General features: G+C 71.3%; 21 protein-coding genes. 19 read left to right on the plus strand and 2 right to left on the minus strand.

Annotated features, from left to right (window positions below; genetic code table 11):
- Positions 1 to 9: 9 nt before the first annotated feature.
- Positions 10 to 2,169, minus strand: coding sequence for an ATP-binding protein (locus ACSU6L_RS31060; protein WP_437062138.1), 2,160 nt, complete (start codon positions 2,167 to 2,169; stop codon positions 10 to 12).
- Between the two features lie 162 nt (positions 2,170 to 2,331).
- Here ACSU6L_RS31060 and ACSU6L_RS31065 point away from each other — a divergent pair, with 162 nt between their 5' ends.
- From ACSU6L_RS31065 to nusB, 13 genes are all read left to right on the plus strand, one after another.
- The gene (locus ACSU6L_RS31065; protein WP_437062140.1) at positions 2,332 to 2,778 is read left to right on the plus strand and encodes a DUF948 domain-containing protein; all 447 of its coding nucleotides are present in this window, start codon (positions 2,332 to 2,334) and stop codon (positions 2,776 to 2,778) included.
- 7 nt (positions 2,779 to 2,785) lie between these two features.
- Positions 2,786 to 3,130: a hypothetical protein gene (locus tag ACSU6L_RS31070; RefSeq protein WP_437062142.1), complete on the plus strand. Its 345-nt coding sequence runs from the start codon at positions 2,786 to 2,788 to the stop codon at positions 3,128 to 3,130.
- Positions 3,130 to 5,802, plus strand: coding sequence for an alanine--tRNA ligase (gene alaS / locus ACSU6L_RS31075; RefSeq protein WP_437062144.1), 2,673 nt, complete (start codon positions 3,130 to 3,132; stop codon positions 5,800 to 5,802). Before ACSU6L_RS31070 ends, alaS begins: the two co-directional genes overlap by 1 nt.
- Positions 5,802 to 6,266 (plus strand): Holliday junction resolvase RuvX, encoded by a 465-nt coding sequence (gene ruvX, locus ACSU6L_RS31080; RefSeq protein ID WP_073941921.1) that lies wholly within the window; start codon positions 5,802 to 5,804, stop codon positions 6,264 to 6,266. The genes alaS and ruvX overlap by 1 nt, the downstream gene beginning before the upstream one ends.
- A 119-nt stretch (positions 6,267 to 6,385) precedes the next feature.
- Complete coding sequence (mltG, locus tag ACSU6L_RS31085) at positions 6,386 to 8,098, plus strand: endolytic transglycosylase MltG (protein WP_437062147.1); 1,713 nt, start codon at positions 6,386 to 6,388, stop codon at positions 8,096 to 8,098.
- A complete protein-coding gene (locus ACSU6L_RS31090) occupies positions 8,098 to 8,925 on the plus strand; it encodes a shikimate dehydrogenase (RefSeq protein ID WP_437062149.1) in 828 nt (275 codons plus the stop codon). Before mltG ends, ACSU6L_RS31090 begins: the two co-directional genes overlap by 1 nt.
- A 355-nt stretch (positions 8,926 to 9,280) precedes the next feature.
- The gene (gene aroC, locus ACSU6L_RS31095; protein ID WP_437062151.1) at positions 9,281 to 10,465 is read left to right on the plus strand and encodes a chorismate synthase; all 1,185 of its coding nucleotides are present in this window, start codon (positions 9,281 to 9,283) and stop codon (positions 10,463 to 10,465) included.
- Positions 10,462 to 10,980, plus strand: coding sequence for a shikimate kinase (locus ACSU6L_RS31100; RefSeq protein WP_437062153.1), 519 nt, complete (start codon positions 10,462 to 10,464; stop codon positions 10,978 to 10,980). The genes aroC and ACSU6L_RS31100 overlap by 4 nt, the downstream gene beginning before the upstream one ends.
- On the plus strand, positions 10,977 to 12,068 hold the full coding sequence (aroB, locus tag ACSU6L_RS31105) for a 3-dehydroquinate synthase (RefSeq protein ID WP_437062155.1): 1,092 nt from the start codon (positions 10,977 to 10,979) through the stop codon (positions 12,066 to 12,068). Before ACSU6L_RS31100 ends, aroB begins: the two co-directional genes overlap by 4 nt.
- Before the next feature lie 162 nt (positions 12,069 to 12,230).
- Positions 12,231 to 13,124 carry a Pro-rich N-terminal domain-containing protein gene (locus ACSU6L_RS31110; RefSeq protein WP_437062157.1) on the plus strand — a complete coding sequence of 298 codons (894 nt, stop codon included), beginning with the start codon at positions 12,231 to 12,233 and terminating at the stop codon, positions 13,122 to 13,124.
- Between the two features lie 97 nt (positions 13,125 to 13,221).
- On the plus strand, positions 13,222 to 14,328 hold the full coding sequence (locus ACSU6L_RS31115; protein WP_437062159.1) for an aminopeptidase P family protein: 1,107 nt from the start codon (positions 13,222 to 13,224) through the stop codon (positions 14,326 to 14,328).
- 52 nt (positions 14,329 to 14,380) lie between these two features.
- Positions 14,381 to 14,947 carry an elongation factor P gene (efp, locus tag ACSU6L_RS31120; protein ID WP_019757323.1) on the plus strand — a complete coding sequence of 189 codons (567 nt, stop codon included), beginning with the start codon at positions 14,381 to 14,383 and terminating at the stop codon, positions 14,945 to 14,947.
- Positions 14,948 to 14,949: 2 nt separating this feature from the next.
- A complete protein-coding gene (gene nusB / locus ACSU6L_RS31125) occupies positions 14,950 to 15,384 on the plus strand; it encodes a transcription antitermination factor NusB (protein WP_437062162.1) in 435 nt (144 codons plus the stop codon).
- Between the two features lie 173 nt (positions 15,385 to 15,557).
- Here the strand turns inward: nusB and bldD are convergent, their stop codons facing one another.
- On the minus strand, positions 15,558 to 16,061 hold the full coding sequence (bldD, locus tag ACSU6L_RS31130; RefSeq protein ID WP_004990661.1) for a transcriptional regulator BldD: 504 nt from the start codon (positions 16,059 to 16,061) through the stop codon (positions 15,558 to 15,560).
- A gap of 278 nt (positions 16,062 to 16,339) precedes the next feature.
- Between bldD and pyrR the strand changes: the two genes are divergently transcribed.
- From pyrR to carB, 6 genes are all read left to right on the plus strand, one after another.
- Complete coding sequence (gene pyrR, locus ACSU6L_RS31135; protein WP_437062164.1) at positions 16,340 to 16,900, plus strand: bifunctional pyr operon transcriptional regulator/uracil phosphoribosyltransferase PyrR; 561 nt, start codon at positions 16,340 to 16,342, stop codon at positions 16,898 to 16,900.
- Positions 16,901 to 16,990: 90 nt separating this feature from the next.
- Positions 16,991 to 17,971, plus strand: coding sequence for an aspartate carbamoyltransferase catalytic subunit (locus ACSU6L_RS31140; protein ID WP_437062166.1), 981 nt, complete (start codon positions 16,991 to 16,993; stop codon positions 17,969 to 17,971).
- A gap of 5 nt (positions 17,972 to 17,976) precedes the next feature.
- Positions 17,977 to 19,263, plus strand: a complete 1,287-nt coding sequence (locus ACSU6L_RS31145) for a dihydroorotase (RefSeq protein WP_437062167.1) — start codon at positions 17,977 to 17,979, stop codon at positions 19,261 to 19,263.
- Positions 19,260 to 19,829, plus strand: coding sequence for a PH-like domain-containing protein (locus tag ACSU6L_RS31150; RefSeq protein ID WP_073941909.1), 570 nt, complete (start codon positions 19,260 to 19,262; stop codon positions 19,827 to 19,829). Before ACSU6L_RS31145 ends, ACSU6L_RS31150 begins: the two co-directional genes overlap by 4 nt.
- Positions 19,826 to 20,968, plus strand: a complete 1,143-nt coding sequence (carA, locus tag ACSU6L_RS31155) for a glutamine-hydrolyzing carbamoyl-phosphate synthase small subunit (RefSeq protein WP_437062170.1) — start codon at positions 19,826 to 19,828, stop codon at positions 20,966 to 20,968. The genes ACSU6L_RS31150 and carA overlap by 4 nt, the downstream gene beginning before the upstream one ends.
- Positions 20,961 to 24,269, plus strand: a complete 3,309-nt coding sequence (gene carB, locus ACSU6L_RS31160; protein WP_437062172.1) for a carbamoyl-phosphate synthase large subunit — start codon at positions 20,961 to 20,963, stop codon at positions 24,267 to 24,269. The genes carA and carB overlap by 8 nt, the downstream gene beginning before the upstream one ends.
- Positions 24,270 to 24,294: the final 25 nt, after the last annotated feature.

Raw genomic sequence — 24,294 nt, forward strand, 5'->3', positions numbered from 1 at the left:
CCTCCCGCGTCAGCCCGCCGTCTCCCCACCCTTCCGGGTGGGCGAGCCGGCGGGCTTCTGCGTGTCCGCCGCCCCTCGCGCCTCCCGCACCGGCCCGCGCGGGCCCGGCACCGCGTTGCGGATCCGCCCCCGTTGCCGCACCCGGGCGACCGCCTCCGCGCGGTCCAGCCGCTCGCCCTCCCGCACGCACTCCTCGTACCGCTCGTCGCCCAGCCGCTCCCGGGCCATCGCCTCGCACAGCTCGTGCGGGCCCTTGTAGTGCGCCGAGCCGAACAGCGGCAGCCCCACGGACGGCCAGATACGGGCCGCCGCGCCTTGCAGCACTGCGGCCTCCGCCGGATCGCCCTCCGTCGCCGTCACCAACGCCAGCAGCTCCACCGCCAGCACGCAGCCCAGCAGATCCCGGAAGCCGTGCGCGCCGCGCACGCACTCCGTCAGCAGGACGCGGGCGCGGTCCGTGTCGCCCTCGCTCCAGGCGGCGTACGCCAGGACGTACAGCGCGTAGCCCCGGGCCCAGCGCTCCCCGTGGTCCTCGCACACCCGGCGCACGTCCTCGCACAGCCGCACGGCGTCCGGCAGATCGCCCCGGAACGCCCTGGTCATGGCCAGCTCGACCTGCCCCATCAGGACGTTGCTGTTGAGTTCGCCGATCTCCCGGTAGCGGTCCAGCGCCGAGCGCAGCAGCGTCTCCGCACGCGCCATGTCGTCCGTGACCAGCGCCAGACAGCCGGTGCGGTGCTCGGCGTACGCCAGCGCCGTCGCGCTCCCCGACCGCTCCGCCTCCTCCCGGCACTCCTGGAGCGCCGCCAGGGCCGGGACCGGGTCGCCCTGCAGGATGGCCACATAGCCCAGCACCCACAGGGCCTTCAACCGGGGCTGCTCGTGGTCGGAGTCCAGTGCCAAGGCCCGCTCCAGCCAGTGCCGGCCCTCGGCCAGCCGCCCACAGCCGACCCAGCAGAACCACAGGGAGCCCGCCAGGTACTGCGCCAGATGCGCCTCGTCGGGCTCGGTCAGACAGAACTCCAGGGCGCTGCGCAGATTGGGCAGCTCCGCCGCCACCCGGGCGGCCACCTCGCACTGGCGGGGCGAGAACCAGTCCAGCTCGCACCAGGTGGCCAGACCCAGGTACCAGTCCCGGTGCCGTCGCCGAAGCCGGCCGGCGTCACCGGTGGCCTCCAGCCAGTCGGCGCCGTACGCGCGGACCGTGTCCAGCATCCGGTAGCGCACCGGCGTCCCGCCCGGTTCCCGCCCGACCACGCACTGCGCGATCAGCTCGTCCAGCACGTCCAGGACGTCCTCGGCACGCAGACCGTGCCCGGCGCACACGTACTCGGCGGCCTCCAGGTCGAAGGGCCCGGTGAACACCGACAGCCGGGACCACAGCAGTCGCTCCTCGGGCGTGCACAGCTCATGGCTCCAGCCGATCGCCGTACGCAGCGTCCGGTGCCGGGGGAGCCCGTCCCGCCCACCGCCGGTCAGCAGTCGGAACCGGTCCTCCAGCCGGTCCAGCAGCAGCTCGGGGGAGAGGGCCCGCAGCCGCCCCGCGGCCAGTTCGATCGCCAGCGGGATACCGTCCAGCCGCCGGCACAGCTCCCGTACGGTCCGCTCGTCGCCGGGCGGCAGCCCCTGCCGGGCCGCCCGGTCGGTGAACAGGCCCACCGCCTCGTCCTCGCCCAGCGGCGCCAGCGGGAACAGCCGCTCGCCCGACACCGCGAGCGGTCGGCGTCCCACCGCCAGGACCGTGAGTCCCGGCGCCCCGCGCAGCAGCTCCACGACCAGCGCGGCGCAAGCGTCCACCAGGTGCTCGAAACCGTCGAGGACCAGCAGCAGTTGCCGGTCGGCGAGATGGCCGAGCAGCGTCTCGCGGGGCTGCCGGGTGGTGTGGTCGGTGAGGCCCAGGGCCTCCATCACGGCGTAGTCGACGAACTCCGGGTCGCGCAGCGGGGCCAGCTCCGCGCGCCACACCCCGTCGCGGGGCGCGGCACCGGCGGCGGCGCGCGCGGCCAGCCGCGACTTGCCGACTCCGCCGACACCGGTCACGGTCACCAGCCGCGCGGCGTCGAGCGCCGCCGTCAGGGCGGCGAGTTCGGAGGTCCGTCCGACGAACCCGTCGAGTTCCCAGGGGAGATTGCCGGTCCGGGGGGTGTCGCCGCGCTGTTGGTCCCGCATGGGATACGCAGCGTACTCAATCGTATGCACTGCGTACAAATGCCGGAGGCAACTCCGCTGGTCCCGCCCGGTAATGCGGTACGGACGGGCAGCCCCGGCGCGATAGGCTCGGTGCACGACTTTCTCGATGTTCAGGCACGTTTCAGGGAGCGGGTGCACAAGGTGTCCGGTGGAGAGGTGGCCGGGATCCTGGTGGCCGTCTTCTGGGCGATCCTGGTCTCCTTCCTCGCGGTGGCACTCGCGAGGCTGGCCCAGACGCTCAAGGCGACCACCAAGCTCGTGGCGGACGTGACCGACCAGGCCGTCCCGCTGCTGGCCGACGCCTCCGCGGCGGTGCGCTCCGCGCAGACCCAGATCGACCGGGTCGACGCGATCGCCTCCGACGTCCAGGAGGTCACGTCCAACGCGTCCGCGCTGTCGACCACCGTCGCCTCCACCTTCGGAGGCCCGCTGGTCAAGGTCGCGGCCTTCGGATACGGCGTCCGCCGGGCGCTCGGCGGACGCAAGGACGACGTGCCCGAGCGGGCACCCCGGCGTACCGTGATCGTGGGCCGCACTGTCCCGGCCGCGCGGCGGGCGAAGCGAAACCTCCGCGGAAAGAAGGACTGAACCAGCGATGTTCCGCCGTACGTTCTGGTTCACCACGGGTGTCGCCGCCGGTGTGTGGGCCACCACCAAGGTCAACCGCAAGCTGAAGCAGCTGACCCCCGAGAGCCTGGCCGCGACCGCGGCGAACAAGGCGATCGAGGCGGGTCACCGGCTCAAGGACCGCGCGGTCGGCTTCGCCCTCGACGTCCGCGACAACATGGCCCAGCGGGAGGCCGAACTCGGCGACGCCCTCGGCATCAACGCGGACCGCGAGCTGCCCGCACCGCGGCGCTACGCCGTCATCGAGAACCGCAACGACCCCAAGTACATCGAGAACACGACGTACTCGTACAACCGGAATGAGGACCACTGATGGAGTCGGCTGAGATCCGCCGTCGCTGGCTGAGCTTCTTCGAGGAGCGCGGGCACACCGTCGTCCCTTCGGCGTCGCTCATCGCGGACGACCCGACTCTGCTCCTCGTCCCGGCCGGCATGGTGCCCTTCAAGCCCTACTTCCTGGGCGAGGTCAAGGCGCCCTTCGCCCGCGCCACCAGCGTCCAGAAGTGTGTGCGCACGCCCGACATCGAAGAGGTCGGCAAGACCACGCGGCACGGCACGTTCTTCCAGATGTGCGGCAACTTCTCCTTCGGCGACTACTTCAAGGAAGGCGCCATCAAGTACGCCTGGGAGCTGCTCACCACGCCCCAGGACAAGGGTGGTTACGGCCTGGAGCCGGAGAAGCTCTGGATCACCGTCTACAAGGACGACGACGAGGCCGAGCGCATCTGGCACGAGGTCGTCGGCGTGCCGAAGGAGCGCATCCAGCGCCTCGGCATGAAGGACAACTACTGGTCCATGGGCGTCCCCGGCCCCTGCGGCCCCTGCTCCGAGATCAACTACGACCGCGGCCCCGAGTTCGGCGTCGAGGGCGGCCCCGCCGTCAACGACGAGCGGTACGTCGAGATCTGGAACCTCGTCTTCATGCAGTACGAGCGGGGCGAGGGCATCGGCAAGGACAACTTCGAGATCCTGGGCGAGCTGCCGAGCAAGAACATCGACACCGGCCTCGGTCTGGAACGCCTCGCCATGATTCTGCAGGGCGTGCAGAACATGTACGAGATCGACACCTCGATGGCCGTCATCGACAAGGCCACCGAGCTGACCGGCGTCCGCTACGGCGACGCCCACGACTCCGACGTCTCCCTGCGCGTGGTCACCGACCACATGCGCACCTCCGTGATGCTCATCGGCGACGGCGTGACCCCCGGCAACGAGGGCCGCGGTTACGTGCTGCGCCGCATCATGCGCCGCGCCATCCGCAACATGCGCCTGCTCGGCGCCACCGGCCCGGTCGTCAAGGACCTGATCGACACCGTGATCGGCATGATGGGCCAGCAGTACCCCGAGCTGATCACCGACCGCGAGCGCATCGAGAAGGTCGCCCTCGCCGAGGAGAACGCCTTCCTCAAGACGCTGAAGGCCGGCACCAACATCCTCGACACCGCCGTCACCGAGACCAAGCAGGCCGGCGGCACCGTGCTCTCCGGCGACAAGGCCTTCCTGCTCCACGACACCTGGGGCTTCCCGATCGACCTCACCCTGGAGATGGCCGCCGAGCAGGGCCTCTCCGTGGACGAGGACGGCTTCCGCCGCCTGATGAAGGAGCAGCGGGAGCGCGCCAAGGCCGACGCCCAGGCCAAGAAGACCGGCCACGCCGACCTCGGCGCCTACCGCGAGATCGCCGACGCCGCCGGCGAGACCGACTTCATCGGCTACACCGACACCGAGGGCGAGACCACGATCGTCGGCATCCTCGTCGACGGCGTCTCCTCCCCGGCCGCCACCGAGGGCGACGAGGTCGAGATCGTCCTCGACCGCACCCCGTTCTACGCCGAGGGCGGCGGCCAGATCGGCGACACCGGCCGGATCAAGGTCGACACCGGTGCCGTCATCGAGGTCCGCGACTGCCAGAAGCCGGTCCCCGGCGTCTACGTGCACAAGGGCGTCGTCCAGGTCGGCGAGGTCACCGTCGGCGCCAAGGCCCACGCCTCGATCGACGCCCGCCGTCGCACGGCCATCGCCCGCGCCCACTCGGCCACCCACCTCACCCACCAGGCCCTGCGCGACGCGCTCGGCCCGACGGCCGCCCAGGCCGGTTCCGAGAACCAGCCCGGCCGCTTCCGCTTCGACTTCGGCTCGCCGTCCGCCGTTCCGACGGCCGTGATGACCGACGTCGAGCAGAAGATCAACGAGGTGCTGTCCCGCGACCTCGCCGTGCACGCCGAGGTCATGGGCATCGACGAGGCCAAGAAGCAGGGCGCCATCGCCGAGTTCGGCGAGAAGTACGGCGAGCGGGTGCGCGTCGTCACCATCGGCGACTTCTCCAAGGAGCTGTGCGGCGGCACGCACGTGCACAACACCGCCCAGCTGGGCCTGGTGAAGCTGCTCGGCGAGTCCTCCATCGGCTCCGGTGTGCGCCGTATCGAGGCCCTGGTCGGCGTGGACGCCTACAACTTCCTCGCCCGTGAGCACACGGTCGTCGCCCAGCTCCAGGAGCTGATCAAGGGCCGTCCGGAGGAGCTTCCGGAGAAGGTCTCCGCCATGCTCGGCAAGCTGAAGGACGCCGAGAAGGAGATCGAGAAGTTCCGCGCGGAGAAGGTGCTGCAGGCCGCCGCCGGTCTCGCCGAGTCCGCCAAGGACGTGCGCGGTGTGGCCCTGGTCACCGGCCAGGTCCCGGACGGCACCACCGCCGACGACCTGCGCAAGCTGGTCCTCGACGTGCGCGGCCGCATCCAGGGCGGCCGGGCCGCCGTGGTGGCCCTGTTCACCACGGTCAACGGCAAGCCGCTGACGGTGATCGCCACCAATGAGGCCGCCCGCGAGCGGGGTCTCAAGGCCGGCGACCTGGTCCGCACGGCCGCCAAGACCCTCGGCGGCGGCGGTGGTGGCAAGCCGGACGTCGCCCAGGGCGGCGGCCAGAACCCGGCCGCCATCGGCGACGCCGTGGACGCCGTCGAGCGCCTGGTCGCGGAGACGGCCAAGTAATGCGCAGAGGACGTCGGCTCGCCATCGACGTCGGGGACGCCCGCATCGGGGTCGCCTCGTGCGACCCCGACGGGATCCTCGCCACGCCGGTGGAGACCGTGCCCGGGCGGGACGTCCCCGCCGCCCAGCGCAGGCTGAGGCAGCTGGTCGAGGAGTACGAGCCGATCGAGGTGGTGGTCGGGCTTCCGCGTTCCCTCAAGGGGGGCGAGGGCCCGGCCGCGGCCAAGGTGCGCGGCTTCGCCCAGGAACTCGCACGCATGATCGCGCCGGTCGCGGTGAGACTCGTCGACGAACGTATGACAACGGTGACGGCGAGCCAGGGACTGCGCGCTTCGGGCGTGAAGTCGAAGAAGGGGCGGTCCGTCATCGACCAGGCGGCAGCGGTGATCATCCTTCAACAGGCCCTGGAATCCGAACGGGTGTCAGGTAAAGCACCCGGCGAGGGCGTCGAAGTGGTCATCTGATCGCGATACGGTAACGTTCCGCGCGATGCGGCGGCATTCGAACAGCCGCCGCACAGCAAGAGGCGGGACGGAACCGGTTTCCGAGACCGCGACCGCCGCCTCGCGGCTCTAGGGGATCGATGACTGAGTATGGCCGGGGCCAAGGCTCCGAACCGTGGCATCCGGAGGACCCGTTGTACGGGGACGGCGGATGGGGAGGACAGCAGGCCCACCCGGGCCCACAGTCGTCCTACGGCGGCCGGCCGCAGCACTATCCGCAGCAGCCGCAGCAGCCGCAGTACGGCGACTGGAGCGACACCGGCGGGCACGCCGCGTACGGCCAGAACCAGCGGCAGTACCAGAACTACGGCGGCCAGCAGTACCCCGGCCAGGGCGGGCAGCAGTACGACCCGCGGCAGCAGCCGTACGGCAACGGCGACGCCTGGTCCACCGGCGCCCAGCCGCAGGTCCAGTACCCCGCCGACCCGGCGGACCCGTACGCCCAGCAGTCGGCGGCCTACAACGGGGCGCACCCCGACTTCTACGGCACCCAGGACGCCTACCCGCCGCCCGAGCCGCCCGCCCGGCGCAGCGCCGAGCCCGAGCCGCAGACCGACTGGGACCCGGGTCCCGACCAGGGCGAGCACGCCTTCTTCGCGGGCGACGACGACCGCGACTCCGACGGCCCGGACGACGCGGACGACTTCGACGACGAGGCGGGCGGCCGGCGTGGCCGGGGCGACCGGGGCGACCGGCGGGGCCGCGGCGGCAAGAAGAAGAGCCGCAACGGAGTCGCCTGCCTGGTGGTCGTCCTGGTGCTCGGCGGCGGTCTCGCCGGCGTCGGCTACTTCGGCCTGCAGTTCTACCAGGATCGTTTCGGCGAGGCCCCGGACTTCGCGGGCGACGGCAACGGCGAGCAGGTGTCCGTCACCATCCCCAAGGGCGCGAGCGGCTACACGATGGGCAACCTGCTGAAGCAGGCGGGCGTCGTCAAGAGCGTCGACGCCTTCGTCGCAGCCCAGAACGGCAACCCCGAGGGCAAGAGCATCCAGGACGGCGTGTACACACTCCAGAAGGAGATGTCCGCCGAGAGCGCCGTCGAGCTGATGCTCAGCGACGAGAGCCGCAACAACCTGATCATCGCCGAGGGCAAACGCAACGCCGACATCTACGTCCTCATCGACCAGCGTCTTGAGGTCACCGAGGGCACCACCGCCAAGGTGGCCAAGGAGGACTGGAAGAAGCTCGGTCTGCCCGGCTGGGCGCAGGACCACGAGAACGTCAAGGACCCGCTGGAAGGGTTCCTCTACCCCTCCAGCTATCCGGTCGCCAAGGGGCAGAAGCCCGAGGACGTCCTCAAACAGATGGTCCAGCGGGCCACCGACACCTACGAGAAGATGGGTGTCGAGAAGAAGGCGGAGAGCCTGGGCCTCGACGGCCCCTGGCAGCTGATCACGGTCGCCAGCCTCGCCCAGGCCGAGGGCACCAGCCACGACGACTTCCGCAAGATGGCCGAGGTCGTCTACAACCGGATGAAGCCGGCCAACCCGCAGACCAACGGCATGCTGGAGTTCGACTCCACGTACAACTACATCAAGAACCAGAGCAAGATCGACCTCACGCTGGCCGAGCTGCGGAACTACGACAACCCGTACAACACGTACTACTACAAGGGCCTGCCGCCCGGACCGATCGGCAACCCGGGCGAGGAGGCGCTCACGGGCGCGCTCGACCCGACCGACGACGGCTGGTACTACTTCATCTCGATGGACGGCAAGACCAGCAAGTTCACCAAGACCAACGCAGAGCACCAGAAGCTGGTCGACCAGTGGAACGCTTCGAGGAACAACTGATGTCCCCAGCCCGCCGGGCCGCCGTTCTCGGCTCGCCGATCGCCCACTCCCTGTCCCCGGTGCTGCACCGCGCCGCGTACGCCGAGCTGGGGCTGACCGGATGGACGTACGACCGCTTCGACGTCGACGAGGCGGCGCTGCCCGGCTTCCTCGACGGGCTGGGTCCGGAGTGGGCGGGGCTGTCGCTGACCATGCCGCTGAAGCGGGCGGTGATCCCGCTGCTCGACGAGATCAGCGAGACCGCGTCCTCCGTGGACGCCGTGAACACCGTCGTCCTCCACGAGGACGGCCGCCGGACCGGCGACAACACCGACATCCCCGGCATGGTCGCGGCGCTGGCCGAGCACGGCATCGAGAAGGTCGACAGCGCGGCCGTCCTCGGCGCGGGCGCCACCGCCTCCTCCGCCCTCGCCGCGCTGGCCCGGATCTGCACCGGTGAGATCGCCGTCTACGTCCGCAGCGAGGCCCGGGCCGCCGAGATGCGGCAGTGGGCCGAGCGGCTGGACGTCGGGATCCGCGTCGCCGACTGGGCCGACGCCGAGCAGGCGCTGCGCGCGCCCCTCGTCGTCGCGACCACCCCGGCGGGCACCACCGACGCGCTGGCCGCCGCCATCCCCGAGCGGCCCGCCGCCCTCTTCGACGTGCTGTACGACCCCTGGCCGACCACCCTCGCCGCCCGCTGGTCCGCGTACGGCGGCGCGGTCGTCAGCGGCCTCGACCTGCTCGTCCACCAGGCCGTACTGCAGGTGGAACAGATGACCGGCCGCGCCCCGGCCCCCGTCGACGCCATGCGCCGGGCGGGCGAGCACGCTCTCGCGGAGCGCTAGGCCCGGTCGTCGAATTCCCGTCGTCCGCCCGGAGGGCGGGCCCGGCGGCGTCAGGTGCGTGCTCCCGGCGTGCCGGGCCCTGGTCCTCGTAAGGATGTACGTGGGCCAGGGCCCGGTGCGGCGAGAGCACGTGCATGGCGTCGCCGGGCAGGCGGGAACTTGACGACAGGGCCTAGGACACGTCCCGGGAGCGGCGCCCGCCCGTCCGCCTGGTGGACCGGCGGATGGGACAACGGCCCGGACGTGGGAGGATCGGGGGTGGCGGGCCAGGGCCGCGCACCCGGTCGCGCCACCGCCGTGCGCGAGGACACGCGCACGCAGGGCAGTACCAGGGCGCGAGCACTGAGGAGCACCGTTGAGCAGGTTGCGCTGGCTGACCGCGGGGGAGTCCCACGGCCCCGCACTCGTCGCGACGCTGGAGGGACTTCCCGCCGGCGTGCCGATCACCACGGAGATGGTGGCGGACCACCTGGCGCGGCGGCGGCTCGGCTATGGGCGCGGTGCGCGGATGAAGTTCGAGCGGGACGAGGTCACCTTCATCGGTGGCGTCCGGCACGGACTCACGCTCGGCTCCCCGGTCGCCGTCATGGTCGGCAACACCGAGTGGCCCAAGTGGGAAAAGGTCATGGCGGCCGACCCGGTCGACCCGGCGGAGCTGGCCGAACTGGCCCGCAACGCGCCGCTGACCCGCCCGCGGCCCGGCCACGCCGACCTCGCGGGCATGCAGAAGTACGGCTTCGACGAGGCCCGGCCGATCCTGGAGCGCGCGTCGGCGCGCGAGACGGCGGCGCGGGTGGCGCTCGGCGCGGTGGCCCGGTCGTACCTGAAGGAGACGGCCGGCATCGAGATCGTCTCCCACGTGGTGGAGCTCGCCGCCGCCAAGGCCCCCTACGGCGTCTACCCGACGCCCGCCGACGTGGAGAAGCTGGACGCCGACCCGGTGCGGTGCCTGGACGCGGACGCGTCGAAGGCGATGGTCGCGGAGATCGACCAGGCCCACAGGGACGGCGACACGCTCGGCGGTGTCGTCGAGGTGCTGGCGTACGGCGTCCCCGTGGGCCTCGGCTCGCACGTGCACTGGGACCGGCGTCTCGACGCCCGGCTCGCCGCCGCGCTGATGGGCATCCAGGCGATCAAGGGCGTCGAGGTCGGCGACGGCTTCGAGCTGGCCCGGGTGCCGGGCTCCAAGGCGCACGACGAGATCGTCACCACGGACGAGGGCATCAGGCGCACCTCGGGCCGCTCCGGTGGTACCGAGGGCGGTCTGACCACGGGTGAGCTGCTGCGGGTCCGCGCGGCGATGAAGCCCATCGCCACCGTGCCGCGCGCCCTGAAGACCGTGGACGTCGTCACCGGCGAGCCCGCGGCCGCCCACCACCAGCGCTCCGACGTCTGCGCCGTGCCGGCCGCCGGCATCGTGGCCGAGGCCATGGTCGCCCTGGTCCTCGCCGACGCGGTGGCGGAGAAGTTCGGCGGCGACAGCGTCGCCGAGACCAGCCGCAACGTGCGGTCGTACCTCGACAACCTGCACATCCGATGAGCGCCGGTCCTGTCGTCGTCCTGGTCGGCCCGATGGGGGTGGGCAAGTCCACCGTCGGGCAGCTGCTCGCCGAGCGGCTGGGGGTCGGCTACCGGGACACCGACGACGACATCGTCGCCGAGCAGGGGCGGGCCATCGCCGACATCTTCGTCGACGAGGGCGAGCCCGCCTTCCGGGCCGTCGAGAAGCGGGCCGTGCACCGGGCGCTGACCGAGCACGAGGGCGTCCTCGCCCTCGGCGGCGGCGCGGTCCTCGACGCGGACACCCGCGCGCTCCTCGCCGGGCAGCGGGTCGTCTACCTGTCGATGGACGTCGAGGAGGCGGCCCGGCGCACCGGCCTGAACGCCGCCCGCCCGCTGCTGGCGATCAACCCGCGCAAGCAGTGGCGGGAACTGATGGAAGCCCGCCGGCACCTGTACGAGGAGGTGGCCCGCGCGGTCGTGGCCACCGACGCCCGCACGCCGGACGAGGTCGCCCAGGCGGTGCTGGACGCACTGGAGTTGAAGGAAGCATGAGCGAGTCTGTGACGCGGATCCAGGTCGGCGGCACCCCGGGCAGCGAACCGTATGAGGTCCTGGTGGGCCGCCGGCTGCTGGGCGAGCTGGGCGGTCTGATCGGCGACAAGGCCGCGCGGGTGGCCGTGATCCACCCGGAGGCGCTGGCCGAGACCGGCGAGGCGCTGCGCGCGGACCTGGCCGAGCAGGGCTACGAGGCGGTCGCGATCCAGGTGCCGAACGCGGAGGAGGCGAAGACCGCGGAGGTCGCCGCCTACTGCTGGAAGGCGCTGGGCCAGTCCGGGTTCACCCGCACGGACGTGATCGTCGGTGTCGGCGGCGGCTCCACCACCGACCTGGCCGGGTTCGTGGCCGCGACCTGGCTGCGCGGGGTGCGCTGGATCGCGATCCCGACGACCGTGCTGGCGATGGTCGACGCGGCGGTCGGCGGCAAGACCGGCATCAACACCGCCGAGGGCAAGAACCTCGTCGGCTCCTTCCACCCCCCGGCCGGCGTCCTGTGCGACCTGGCCGCGCTGGACTCCCTCGCGGTGCACGACTACGTCTCCGGGCTCGCGGAGGTCATCAAGGCCGGTTTCATCGCCGACCCGGTGATCCTGGACCTGATCGAGGCCGACCCGGAGGCCGCGCGCACCCCGGCCGGCCCGCACACCGCCGAGCTGATCGAGCGGTCGATCCGGGTGAAGGCGCACGTGGTCTCCTCCGACCTGAAGGAGACCGGCCTCCGGGAGATCCTCAACTACGGCCACACCCTCGGCCACGCCATCGAGAAGAACGAGCGCTACAAGTGGCGGCACGGTGCCGCGGTCGCCGTCGGCATGCACTTCGCCGCCGAACTCGGCCGTCTGGCGGGCCGGTTGGACGACGCCACCGCCGACCGTCACCGCACCATCCTCGAATCGGTGGGCCTGCCGCTCAGCTACCGCTACGACCAGTGGCCCAAGCTGCTGCAGACCATGAAGGTCGACAAGAAGTCCCGCGGCGACCTGCTGCGCTTCATCGTCCTGGACGGGCTCGCCAAGCCGACCGTCATGGAAGGCCCCGATCCGGCCATGCTGCTCGCCGCCTACGGCGAGGTCGCCCAGTAAGTCCCGCCAGGACCCTTCCGTCCGATTCGCTTGCCGCGACGGGCACTTCGGGCCGCCCCCGGCCGTTCACCAAAGGACGGCCGGGGGCGGTACCGTTCGGTAGCGAAGCGGGGTCCCGCCCGCTGCCAGCGCTATCGCCTGTACGAGACGGAGTGGCACCGGATGCAGCACGCAGTGGGGTCTCCGCTGCCGCCGCCCCACCAGCCGGGGCACGGTCCGGCCGCCGGCTGGTCGCCGGCCGCACACCACCCGGGTCCCCACCACCCGGGTCCGCACCAGGGCCCCGCCCCGGTACCGCAAGGTCCCGCCCCGGTGCCCCACGGATCAGCCCCCGTGCCCCCGCCGCCGCCCGCGCCGGGCTTCCCCGGAGCGCCGGGCTCCGCGCACCCGGGCATGCCGCCGCACGCGCCGGACACCACCGGCCATGTGGCGCTGCCGCCCGGCGGCCCCGTGACCATACCCACCGCCCCGCCGGCCGTCGCCGCGCCCGATCCGTCCACCACGACCCTCGCGGTGCTGCTGATCGGCCCCGCAGGAGCGGGCAAGACCAGCGTCGCCAAGTACTGGGCGGACCACCGCCGGGTGCCCACGGCCCACATCAGCCTGGACGACGTACGCGAATGGGTCCGCTCGGGGTTCGCCGACCCGCAGTCCGGGTGGAACGACAACTCGGAGGCCCAGTACCGCCTGGCCCGCCGCACCTGCGGCTTCGCCGCGCGGAACTTCCTCGCCAACGGCATCTCCTGCATCCTCGACGACGCCGTCTTCCCGGACCGGCCCGTCGTCGGCCTCGGCGGCTGGAAGCGGCACGTCGGCCCCGGCCTGCTGCCCGTCGTCCTCCTCCCCGGGCTCGACATCGTGCTGGAGCGCAACGCCGAGCGCAGCGGCAACCGCCGCCTCACCGACGAGGAGGTCGCCCGCATCCACGGCCGCATGGCCGGCTGGTACGGCTCGGGACTGCCGATCATCGACAACTCCCAGCTCGACGTCCCCGGCACGGCCCGGGTCCTGGACGAGATCCTGTCCCGCTCGATCGCGAGCCCGCCGGCGTGGTGACCCCGGGGGACTGAGCCGGCCCGTCGGCTGACGGACCCGTGCCCCACTCAGCCTCTCCCGAACGGCGCCGAGCCCGGGGAGCTCCTACGCTCGACTCATGTCAGAGGTGTACGCGACCCGCCGTACGCGAGTACGGGAACGCTGCACCGCGGCCGGCACCGCGGCAGCGCTCGTCTCCCGTCCCGCCAACGTGCGCTACCTCGCGGGCGCGGCTCCCCAAGGTGCCGTACTGCTGCTGGGCAAGCGCGAAGACCTGCTGGTGTGCGCAGGCCCGCCCGAGGACCGCCCCTTCGAGGGGCGCCCGGACGAGGCGCTGCGCGTGCACGCCCTGTCCCGCCTCGGCGGCGACCCCGCCGTCGCGGCCGCCGACCTCGCCACCGCGCAGGGCGCCGAATCCCTGGCCGTCGAGGAACACCACCTCACCGTCTCCCGGCACCGGGCCATCGGCTCGGTCGCGCCCCGGCTGCGGCTGGCCGATCTGGGCGGCGCGGTCGAGCAGCTGAGGGTGGTGAAGGACGAGGAGGAGATCTCCTGTCTGCGCATCGGCGCGGAGATCGCCGACCAGGCCCTCGGCGAACTGCTGGAGTCCATCCTCGTCGGCCGCACGGAGCGGCATCTCGCGCTGGAGCTGGAACGGCGCCTGGTCGACCACGGCGCCGACGGTCCGGCGTTCCCCACCTCCGTCGGCACCGGCCCGAACTCCGGCCGCCGCGGCCACCGGCCCACGGACCGGCGCGTGGAGGAGGGCGACTTCCTCTCCGTCTGTCTGGGCGCCACCTACCGCGGCTACCGGTGCGAGATCGGCCGTACCTTCGTGATCGGGACCTCGCCCGCCGACTGGCAGATCGAGCTGTACGACCTGGTCTTCGCCGCCCAGCGCGCCGGACGGGAGAGCCTGGCGCCCGGCGCCGCCTACCGGGACGTGGACCGCGCGGCGCGGCAGGTGCTGGACTCGGCGGGCCGCGGGGAAGGACTGCCTCCGCTCATCGGCCACGGCGTGGGACTCGAAATCGACGAGGACCCTCAGTTGGCTCCCGCCGCAATGGGTAAACTGGACGCTTGCGTGCCGGTCACCGTCGAACCGGGGGTCCACCTCCCGGGCCGGGGCGGCGTCCGGATCGATGACACGCTCGTCGTCCGCCCCGAGGCGGACGGCGGACCCGAGCTACTCACCATCACGACCAAGGAGCTGCTCGCACTATAGGCAGGTGCGTGCCCCCGGGGTCGTCCACGTCAGTCCAGGAGATTCCGCAACCGTGGCTTCCACGAACGACCTCAAGAACGGCATGGTGCTCAAGCTCGAAGGCGGCCAGCTCTGGTCCGTCGTCGAGTTCCAGCACGTCAAGCCCGGCAAGGGCCCGGCCTTCGTGCGCACCAAGCTCAAGAACGTGCTCTCCGGCAAGGTCGTCGACAAGACCTTCAACGCCGGCGTCAAGGTCGAGACGGCCACTGTCGACAAGCGCGACATGCAGTTCTCGTACATGGACGGCGAGTACTTCGTCTTCATGGACATGGAGACGTACGACCAGCTCATGGTCGACCGCAAGGCCGTCGGCGACGCCGCCAACTTCCTCGTCGAGGGCTTCACCGCCACCGTCGCCCAGCACGAGGGCGAGGTCCTCTTCGTCGAGCTGCCCGCCGCCGTCGAGCTGACCATCCAGGAGACCGAGCCGGGCGTCCAGGGCGACCGCTCCACCGGCGGCACCAAGCCCGCCACCCTGGAGACCGGCCACCAGATCCAGGTCCCGCTCTTCATCACCACCGGTGAGAAGATCAAGGTCGACACCCGCACGAGCGACTACCTCGGCCGGGTGAACAGCTAACCGTGGCTGCCCGCAACACGGCCCGCAAGCGCGCCTTCCAGATCCTCTTCGAGGGTGACCAGCGCGGCGCCGACGTCCTGACGGTCCTCGCGGACTGGATCCGGCTCTCCCGGGCCGACACCCGGCAGCCGCCGGTGAGCGAGTACACGATGCAGCTGGTCGAGGGCTACGCGGTGCACGCGACCCGGATCGACGAGCTGATCTCGCAGTACTCGGTCGGCTGGACGCTCGACCGGATGCCGGTCGTGGACCGCAACATCCTGCGTCTCGGCGCGTACGAACTGATCTGGGTCGACGAGACCCCGGACGCCGTCGTCCTCGACGAGATGGTGCAGCTGGCGAAGGAGTTCTCCACGGACGAGTCGCCCTCGTTCGTCAACGGCCTGCTCGGCCGGCTCAAGGAACTCAAGCCGTCGCTGCGCCGCGACCAGGCCTGAGAGCCCCAAGACGCCCGAGGGCCCGCAGCACCACTGCTGCGGGCCCTCGGGCGTCCGCCGTACGTCCAGGGCTCGTGCGGCCCGCAGAACGCCGCCGGGGTGGCCGGAACCGATCGGTTCCGGCCACCCCGGCGGCACGTTTCTGCTGGGCGTCTGCCGACGCTGTGGAGCGCTCAGCTCTCCTCGTGGGAGGCCACCGCGCGCCGCGCGTCGGCGTCCAGCACGCCCCAGCTGATCAGCTGCTCGGTGAGGACCGAGGGCGACTGGTCGTAGATGACGGCGAGTGTGCGCAGGTCGTCCTGGCGGATCGAGAGCACCTTGCCGTTGTAGTCACCGCGCTGGGACTGGATCGTCGCCGCGTAGCGCTGCAGGGGGCCCGCCTTCTCGGCCGGCACGGTGGCCAGCCGCTCCAGGTCCAGGACCAGCTTCGGCGGCGGCTCGGCGGCGCCGCCCGGGGTCGTGCCCGGCAGCAGCTCCTGCACGGGAACGCCGTAGAAATCCGCCAGCTCGGCGAGGCGCTGTACGGTCACCGCGCGGTCACCGCGCTCGTACGAACCGACCACCACGGCCTTCCAGCGTCCCTGGGACTTCTCCTCGACACCGTGGAGGGAAAGGCCCTGCTGGGTGCGGATGGCCCGGAGCTTGGCCCCGAGCTGTTTGGCGTATTCGCTGGACATATAGCTCCCCGGACACTGTGTCGACGCGACTGGCGTGGGTCCATGCCGCGCGGTTGGTAACTCACTGTGAGGTTACGCAGCGTGACTCTCTTGCGTCAAGCCGAATGGTCCACACCGACTCTTCCGTGGTATCGGCGATCGCTTGGGCCAAGTGGGTGAAATCGGGAGCCCGGGAGGGGGGTGCTCGGGCGTGTCGTACGGGCCTGCTAACGTTGGTGGCGCAATCCCGACGTCCTTTAAGGTCCGTCCCGTGAGGCGGAGAAGGAGGTCCGTTTCGTATGGACACGCAAGCGTCCGATGCGAGGCCCGTTCTCGAGGGCCCCGACATCGCGCGGGTACTGACCCGCATCGCCCATGAGATCGTCGAGCGCGCCAAGGGCGCCGACGACGTGGTGCTCCTCGGCATTCCGACCCGAGGCGTCTTCCTCGGCCGGCGACTCGCCGCCAAGCTCGAGCAGATCACCGAGCGCAAGGTCCCGTGCGGCTCGCTGGACATCACCATGTACCGCGACGACCTGCGCATGCACCCGCCGCGTGCGCTGGCCCGCACCGAGATCCCCGGTGACGGCATCGACGGCAAGCTGGTCGTCCTGGTCGACGACGTGCTCTTCTCCGGCCGCACCATCCGCGCCGCCCTCGACGCCCTGAACGACATCGGGCGCCCCCGCGCGGTCCAGCTGGCGGTCCTCGTCGACCGCGGCCACCGCGAGCTGCCCATCCGCGCCGACTACGTCGGCAAGAACCTCCCCACGTCGCTGCGGGAGACGGTCAAGGTCCAGCTCGCCGAGGAGGACGGTCGCGACACCGTGCTGCTCGGCGCCAAGCCGGCCGACCGGTAGCAGATCAGGGCGCGTCGACGCTTCCGCACGCCGACGCGCGACCAGGTTTGCCCGAATTCTCCTGAATAACTGCCTTACGGAGCCTGACAGATGCTGCGTCATCTCATCTCGGCCGCCGACCTCACCCGCGACGACGCCGTCCTGATCCTCGACACCGCCGAGGAGATGGCCCGGGTCGCCGACCGGCCGATCAAGAAGCTGCCGACCCTGCGCGGCCGCACCGTGGTCAACCTCTTCTTCGAGGACTCCACCCGCACCCGGATCTCCTTCGAGGCCGCCGAGAAGCGGCTGTCCGCGGACGTCATCAACTTCTCCGCCAAGGGCTCCAGCGTGTCCAAGGGCGAGTCCCTGAAGGACACCGCCCAGACCCTGGAGGCCATGGGCGTCGACGCCGTCGTCATCCGGCACGGCGCCTCCGGAGCCCCGTACCGCCTGGCCAACTCCGGCTGGATCGACGCGGCCGTGATCAACGCCGGCGACGGCACCCACCAGCACCCCACCCAGGCCCTCCTCGACGCCTTCACCATGCGCCGCCGCCTGGTCGGCCGGGACGCCGGGCTCGGCCAGGACCTGGCCGGCAAGCGCGTCACCATCGTCGGAGACGTCCTGCACAGCCGGGTCGCCCGCTCCAACGTAGACCTGCTGCACACCCTCGGCGCCGAGGTCACCCTGGTCGCCCCGCCGACCCTGGTGCCGGTCGGCGTCGAGACCTGGCCCTGCGAGGTGTCGTACGACCTCGACAGCACGCTGCCCAAGTCCGACGCGGTGATGATGCTGCGGGTGCAGCGCGAACGGATGAACGCCGCGTTCTTCCCGACCGAGCGCGAGTACTCGCGCCGCTACGGCCTCGACGGCGACCGCATGGCGAAGATGCCCGAGCACGCCATCGTGATGCACCCCGGCCCCATGGTGCGCGGCATGGAGATCACCGCCGAGGTCGCCGACTCCGACCGGTGCACGGTCGTCGAGCAGGTCGCCAACGGCGTCTCCATCCGCATGGCCGTCCTCTACCTGCTGCTGGGCGGCAACGAGCCCGCCGTCACCCACGCCCGTACCGCTGAGGAGAAGTAAGACAGATGAGCAAGATCCTGATCCGTGGTGCGAAGGTCCTCGGCGGCGAGGCGCGGGACGTCCTGATCGACGGCGAGACCATCGAGGCGGTGGGCAGCGGCCTGTCCGCCGAGGGCGCCGAGGTCGTCGAGGCCGGTGGCAAGGTGCTGCTGCCGGGCCTGGTCGACCTGCACACCCACCTGCGCGAGCCCGGCCGCGAGGACTCCGAGACCGTCCTCACCGGCACCCGCGCCGCCGCCTCCGGCGGCTACACCTCCGTGTTCGCCATGGCCAACACCTTCCCGGTCGCCGACACCGCCGGTGTCGTCGAGCAGGTCTGGCGGCTCGGCCAGGAGTCCGGCTACTGCGACGTGCAGCCCATCGGCGCCGTCACCGTCGGCCTGGAGGGCAGCAAGCTCGCCGAGCTGGGCGCCATGCACGAGTCCGCGGCCGGCGTCACCGTCTTCTCCGACGACGGCAAGTGCGTCCACGACGCGCAGATCATGCGCCGCGCCCTGGAGTACGTGAAGGCCTTCGGCGGTGTCATCGCCCAGCACGCGCAGGAGCCGCGGCTGACCGAGGGCGCCGAGATGAACGAGGGAATCGTCTCCGCCGAGCTGGGCCTGGGCGGCTGGCCGGCCGTGGCCGAGGAGTCGATCATCGCCCGGGACGTGCTGCTCGCCGAGCACGTCGGCTCCCGCGTGCACATCTGCCACCTGTCGACGGCCGGCTCCGTCGAGATCGTCCGCTGGGCCAAGTCCCGCGGCATCCAGGTCACCGCCGAGGTCACCCCGCACCACCTGCTCCTCACCGACGAGCTGGTGCGCACCTACAACCCCGTCTACAAGGTCAACCCGCCGCTGCGCACCGAGCGCGACGTGATGGCCCTGCGCGAGGCGCTCGCCGACGGCACGATCGACATCGTCGCCACCGACCACGCCCCGCACCCGCACGAGGACAAGGACTGCGAGTGGGCCGCCGCCGCGATGGGCATGGTCGGCCTGGAGACCGCCCTGTCGGTGGTCCAGGCGACCATGGTGGACACGGGCCTGCTGGACTGGGCCGGCGTCGCCGACCGGATGTCCGTCACGCCCGCGCGGATCGGACAGGCCTCGGGCCACGGACGTCCCGTCTCGGCTGGTGAGCCCGCCAACCTCACCCTCGTCGACACGGCATACCGTGGGCTCGTGGACCCCGCGGGCTTCGCCTCGCGCAGCCGCAACACTCCGTACGAGGGGCGTGAGCTGCCGGGCCGTGTCACGCACACGTGGCTCCGGGGCAAGGCCACGCTCGTCGACGGGAAGCTCACGTGACACCTGTACTCCTGCTGGCCGCCGAGAAGGAATCGGCGGAAGTGACCGACTGGGCCGCCCGCCTCGGCTGGGTCGTCGGTCTCGCCCTCTTCGTCGCGCTCGTCTACTGGCTGATGCGCGAGGGCTGGAAATGGCGGGGCACCCTCCAGGGGGACCTGCCGGAGCTGCCCACCGCGCCGGATGCCGCCGGTCCGGCGAAACTGACGATGAGCGGCCGCTACCACGGCTCCACCACCGCAGGGCAGTGGCTCGACCGCATCGTGGCACACGGCCTGGGCACCCGCAGCCGTGCCGAGCTCACGCTGACGGACGCGGGACTGGAGGTCGTACGCCCCGGGGCGACCGACTTCTTCGTCCCGGCCGCGAGCCTGCGTGAGGCCCGGCTCGACAAGGGCATCGCCGGAAAGGTGCTCACCGAGGGCGGACTGCTCATCGTGACCTGGGCCCACGGCGGAAAACTGATCGACTCGGGCTTCCGCTCGGACCGAGCGGCCGAGCACAACGAGTGGGTCGACGTACTGAACTCCATGACCGAAACGAACACCAGGGAAGGCGCCGAACGATGACGACCTCCACCAGGGGAACCAGCAAGGTTCCCGCCGTACTCGTCCTGGAGGACGGCCGAGTCTTCCGCGGCCGTGCCTACGGGGCCGTGGGGGAGACCTTCGGCGAGGCAGTCTTCTCCACCGGCATGACCGGCTACCAGGAGACCCTGACCGACCCGTCCTACCACCGCCAGGTCGTCGTGATGACCGCCCCGCACGTGGGCAACACCGGCGTCAACGACGAGGACCCCGAGTCCAAGCGCATCTGGGTCGCCGGCTACGTCGTGCGCGACCCCGCGCGCGTGCCCTCCAACTGGCGCTCCCGGCGCTCGCTGGACGAGGAGCTGGCCGCCCAGGGCGTCGTCGGCATCAGCGGCATCGACACCCGCGCCCTCACCCGCCACCTGCGCGAGCGCGGCGCCATGCGCGTCGGCATCTTCAGCGGCGACGCCATCCAGGACGACGCCGCGCTGCTGGCCCGCGTCCAGGAGGCGCCCGAGATGAAGGGCGCCGACCTCTCCGCCGAGGTCGCCACCACCGAGGCGTACGTCGTCCCCGCGATCGGCGAGAAGAAGTTCACCGTCGCCGCCGTCGACCTCGGCATCAAGGGCATGACCCCGCACCGCATGGCCGAGCGCGGCATCGAGGTGCACGTGCTGCCCGCCACGGCGACCGCCGAGGACGTGTACGCCGTCAACCCGGACGGCGTGTTCTTCTCCAACGGCCCGGGCGACCCGGCCACCGCCGACCACCCGGTCTCCGTGATGCAGTCCGTCCTGGAGCGGGGCACCCCGCTGTTCGGTATCTGCTTCGGCAACCAGATCCTGGGCCGCGCCCTCGGCTTCGGCACCTACAAGCTGAAGTACGGCCACCGCGGCATCAACCAGCCGGTGCAGGACCGTACGACCGGCAAGGTCGAGGTCACCGCGCACAACCACGGCTTCGCCGTCGACGCCCCGCTCGACAAGGTCTCCGAGACCCCCTTCGGCCGCGCCGAGGTCTCCCACGTCTGCCTCAACGACAACGTGGTGGAGGGCCTCCAGCTTCTCGACAAGCCGGCCTTCAGCGTCCAGTACCACCCCGAAGCGGCAGCCGGCCCGCACGACGCCGCCTACCTGTTCGACCGCTTCGTTTCCCTGATGGAGGGCCAGCGTGCCTAAGCGCACCGATATCCAGTCCGTCCTGGTCATCGGCTCCGGCCCGATCGTCATCGGCCAGGCCGCCGAGTTCGACTACTCCGGCACCCAGGCGTGCCGGGTTCTGAAGTCCGAGGGCCTGCGGGTCATCCTCGTGAACTCCAACCCGGCGACGATCATGACCGACCCGGAGATCGCCGACGCCACCTACGTCGAGCCGATCACCCCGGAGTTCGTCGAGAAGATCATCGCCAAGGAGCGCCCCGACGCCCTGCTGCCCACCCTGGGCGGCCAGACCGCGCTCAACACCGCCATCTCGCTGCACGAGAACGGCGTCCTGGAGAAGTACGGCGTCGAGCTGATCGGTGCCAACGTGGAGGCGATCCACAAGGGCGAGGACCGCGACCTCTTCAAGGAGGTCGTCGAGGAGGTCAACAAGAAGATCGGCCACGGCGAGTCCGCCCGCTCGGTCATCTGCCACTCCATGGACGACGTGCTCAAGGGCGTGGAGACGCTCGGCGGCTACCCGGTCGTCGTCCGCCCCTCCTTCACCATGGGCGGCGCCGGCTCCGGCTTCGCGCACGACGAGGAGGAGCTGCGCCGCATCGCCGGCCAGGGCCTCACGCTCTCCCCGACCACCGAGGTGCTCCTGGAGGAGTCCATCCTCGGCTGGAAGGAGTACGAACTGGAGCTGATGCGCGACAAGCACGACAACGTCGTGGTCGTCTGCTCCATCGAGAACTTCGACCCCATGGGCGTGCACACCGGTGACTCCATCACCGTCGCCCCCGCGATGACCCTCACCGACCGCGAGTACCAGGTGCTGCGCGACGTCGGCATCGCGATCATCCGCGAGGTCGGCGTCGACACCGGCGGCTGCAACATCCAGTTCGCGGTCAACCCGGAGGACGGCCGGGTCATCGTCATCGAGATGAACCCGCGTGTGTCCCGCTCCTCGGCGCTCGCCTCCAAGGCGACCGGCTTCCCGATCGCCAAGATCGCCGCGAAGCTCGCCGTCGGCTACACGCTGGACGAGATCCCGAACGACATCACGCAGGAGACCCCGGCCTCCTTCGAGCCGACCCTCGACTACGTGGTCGTCAAGGCGCCCCGCTTCGCCTTCGAGAAGTTCCCGCAGGCCGACTCCACGCTGACCACCACCATGAAGTCGGTCGGCGAGGCCATGGCCATCGGCCGCAACTTCACCGAGGCCTTCCAGAAGGCGCTGCGCTCCCTGGAGAAGAAGGGCAGCCAGTTCACCTTCGTCGGCGAGACCGGCGACAAGGAAGAGCTGCTGCGCGACGCCGTGCGCCCGACCGACGGCCGGATCAACAAGGTCATGGAGGCCATCCGCGCGGGTGCCACCCCCGAGGAGGTCTTCGAGTACACGAAGATCGACCCGTGGTTCGTCGACCAGCTCTTCCTGATCAAGGAGATCGCCGAAGAGATCGCCGAGGCCCCGGAGCTGACCCGCGAGCTGCTCGCCGAGGCCAAGCGGCACGGCTTCTCCGACCAGCAGATCGGTGAGATCCGCGGCCTGCGCGAGGACGTCGTCCGCGAGGTCCGGCACGCGCTCGGCATCCGCCCGGTCTACAAGACGGTCGACACCTGCGCCGCCGAGTTCGCCGCCCGGACGCCGTACTTCTACTCGGCGTACGACGAGGAGACCGAGGTCGCGCCGCGCGAGAAGCCGGCCGTCATCATCCTGGGCTCCGGCCCGAACCGCATCGGCCAGGGCATCGAGTTCGACTACTCCTGCGTCCACGCCTCCTTCGCGCTGAGCGACGCGGGCTACGAGACCGTGATGGTCAACTGCAACCCGGAGACCGTCTCCACCGACTACGACACCTCCGACCGCCTGTACTTCGAGCCGCTGACGCTCGAGGACGTGCTGGAGATCGTCCACGCCGAGCGGCAGGCCGGCCCGATCGCCGGTGTGGTCGTGCAGCTCGGCGGCCAGACCCCGCTCGGCCTCGCCCAGGCCCTCAAGGACAACGGCGTGCCGATCGTCGGCACTTCCCCGGAGGCCATCCACGCCGCCGAGGACCGCGGCGCCTTCGGCCGCGTCCTGAAGGAGGCCGGCCTGCCGGCCCCCAAGCACGGCACCGCCACCACCTTCGCCGAGGCCAAGGCCATCGCCGACGAGATCGGCTACCCGGTCCTCGTCCGCCCGTCGTACGTGCTCGGCGGCCGCGGCATGGAGATCGTGTACGACGAGGCCCGCCTGGAGTCGTACATCGCCGAGTCGACCGAGATCAGCCCCACCCGGCCGGTGCTCGTCGACCGCTTCCTCGACGACGCGATCGAGATCGACGTCGACGCCCTCTACGACGGCGAGGAGCTGTACCTCGGCGGCGTCATGGAGCACATCGAGGAGGCCGGCATCCACTCCGGCGACTCGGCGTGCGCCCTGCCCCCGATCACCCTCGGCGGCTTCGACATCAAGCGCCTGCGCGCCTCCACCGAGGCCATCGCCAAGGGCGTCGGCGTGCGCGGCCTGATCAACATCCAGTTCGCGATGGCGGGCGACATCCTCTACGTCCTGGAGGCCAACCCGCGCGCCTCGCGCACGGTGCCCTTCACCTCCAAGGCGACCGCGGTGCCGCTGGCCAAGGCCGCCGCCCGGATCTCGCTGGGCGCGACCATCGCCGAGCTGCGCGCCGAGGGCCTGCTGCCCCAGCACGGCGACGGCGGCGAGCTCCCGCTCGACGCGCCGATCTCCGTCAAGGAGGCCGTCATGCCGTGGTCGCGGTTCCGCGACATCCACGGCCGCGGCGTCGACACCGTCCTCGGCCCGGAGATGCGCTCCACCGGCGAGGTCATGGGCATCGACTCGGTCTTCGGCACGGCGTACGCCAAGTCGCAGGCCGGCGCCTACGGCCCGCTGCCGACCAAGGGCCGCGCCTTCATCTCGGTCGCCAACCGCGACAAGCGCTCGATGATCTTCCCGGCGCGCGAGCTGGTCGCGCACGGCTTCGAGCTGCTGGCCACCTCCGGTACCGCCGAGGTCCTCAAGCGCAACGGCATCAACGCCACCGTCGTGCGCAAGCAGTCCGAGGGCACCGGCCCGAACGGCGAGAAGACCATCGTCCAGCTCATCCACGACGGCGAGGTCGACCTCATCGTCAACACGCCGTACGGCACCGGCGGCCGCCTCGACGGCTACGAGATCCGTACGGCGGCCGTGGCGCGGTCCGTGCCGTGCCTGACGACGGTCCAGGCGCTCGCCGCCGCCGTCCAGGGCATCGACGCCCTCAACCACGGAGACGTGGGCGTCCGATCGCTCCAGGAACACGCGGAATTCCTGACCGCGGCCCGCGACTAGCAGCCCTTGAGGGGGACACCGGAAA

The organism is Streptomyces sp. enrichment culture (genome assembly GCF_964272855.1).
In the GTDB taxonomy this organism is placed as follows: domain Bacteria; phylum Actinomycetota; class Actinomycetes; order Streptomycetales; family Streptomycetaceae; genus Streptomyces.